The following is an 819-nucleotide window of genomic DNA, read 5'->3' as shown; positions in this document are numbered from 1 at the left end:
GACAAATAGACAGAAAATATAAGAGGAGACCCGACGTACTCGTTTTAAAATAAAGAAAGGAGGAGAGTACGGGGGTATAACAGTAGAAGGAAAGAGAAGAAAAAGGCAAGAAAGAACAGATAAAAAGGAGAAAGGGGAAGAGGGGAAGGAGGGAGGAAAGAGAAGGAAAGATGGTAGCAGTAAAAGGGGAGGAGAGAGAGGAGGGAGAAATGAAAGAGAAAGATGAAAAGAGCAAGGAAGGAGGACAGGAGACGAAAAAAGATAACGAGAAGATAAAAGAAAATAGAGGAACAAAAAAACGAAAAGAAGGAAGGAAAGGTAAAAGAGATAAAGAAAGAAGAGCAGACAAGAAATAAAAAAAGAAAGAGGAGAGAAAAAAAAAGGAAAGAAAGAGAGAAGAAAGAAAGGGAGAAAGAAAAGATAAAGAAAAGGAAGGAAAAGGAGAAGGTAAGAGGGAAGGATAAAGAGGAAAAAGAGGAAGAATAGAAAAAAGGAAGAAGGAAAGAGGAAGAAAAAAAAGAGAGAAGGGAGAAAAAAGGAAAAGGGGGGGAAGAGGAGAAAGAAAAGAAAGGGAAAAAAAGGGGGGAGAGAGAGGAAAAAGGAGGGAAGGAGGAGGAAGGAATAGGGATGGCAACGGTAAGGTTTAACTGTGGCAAACAAGAGTAGCAAAAGGTATTGGAAGAAAAGCTGTCTGAGTTCCTCGGTAAGGAAGAAACCAAACTATACACATATAGCTTAGATGCAAACGATGGCATGTTTGAAACTATTTTGGGTGCAGAAGATGCGATCATTTCCGATGCGATGAAACAAGCTTCTATG

At 39.3% G+C, this 819-nt stretch carries 1 protein-coding gene and 1 pseudogene; both read left to right on the top strand.

Translation table 11 applies throughout. The features are described from left to right. The first annotated feature begins 170 nt into the window (after window positions 1-170). A complete protein-coding gene (locus GMA8713_RS25965; protein ID WP_062715558.1) occupies window positions 171-356 on the top strand; it encodes a hypothetical protein in 186 nt (61 codons plus the stop codon). 241 nt (window positions 357-597) lie between these two features. After that, window positions 598-819, top strand: a pseudogene (locus GMA8713_RS28375) (glycine C-acetyltransferase); the annotation flags it as partial.

Source organism: Grimontia marina, assembly GCF_900060185.1.
Lineage (GTDB): Bacteria > Pseudomonadota > Gammaproteobacteria > Enterobacterales > Vibrionaceae > Enterovibrio > Enterovibrio marinus.
The sequence above is the reverse complement of the archived record's forward strand: the minus strand, read 5'-3'. Positions and strand labels throughout refer to the sequence as shown.

Bases quoted from the DNA above. Each gene is read 5' to 3' on its own strand.
- GMA8713_RS25965 (WP_062715558.1), top strand. From the start codon at position 171: ATGGTAGCAGTAAAAGGGGAGGAGAGAGAGGAGGGAGAAATGAAAGAG.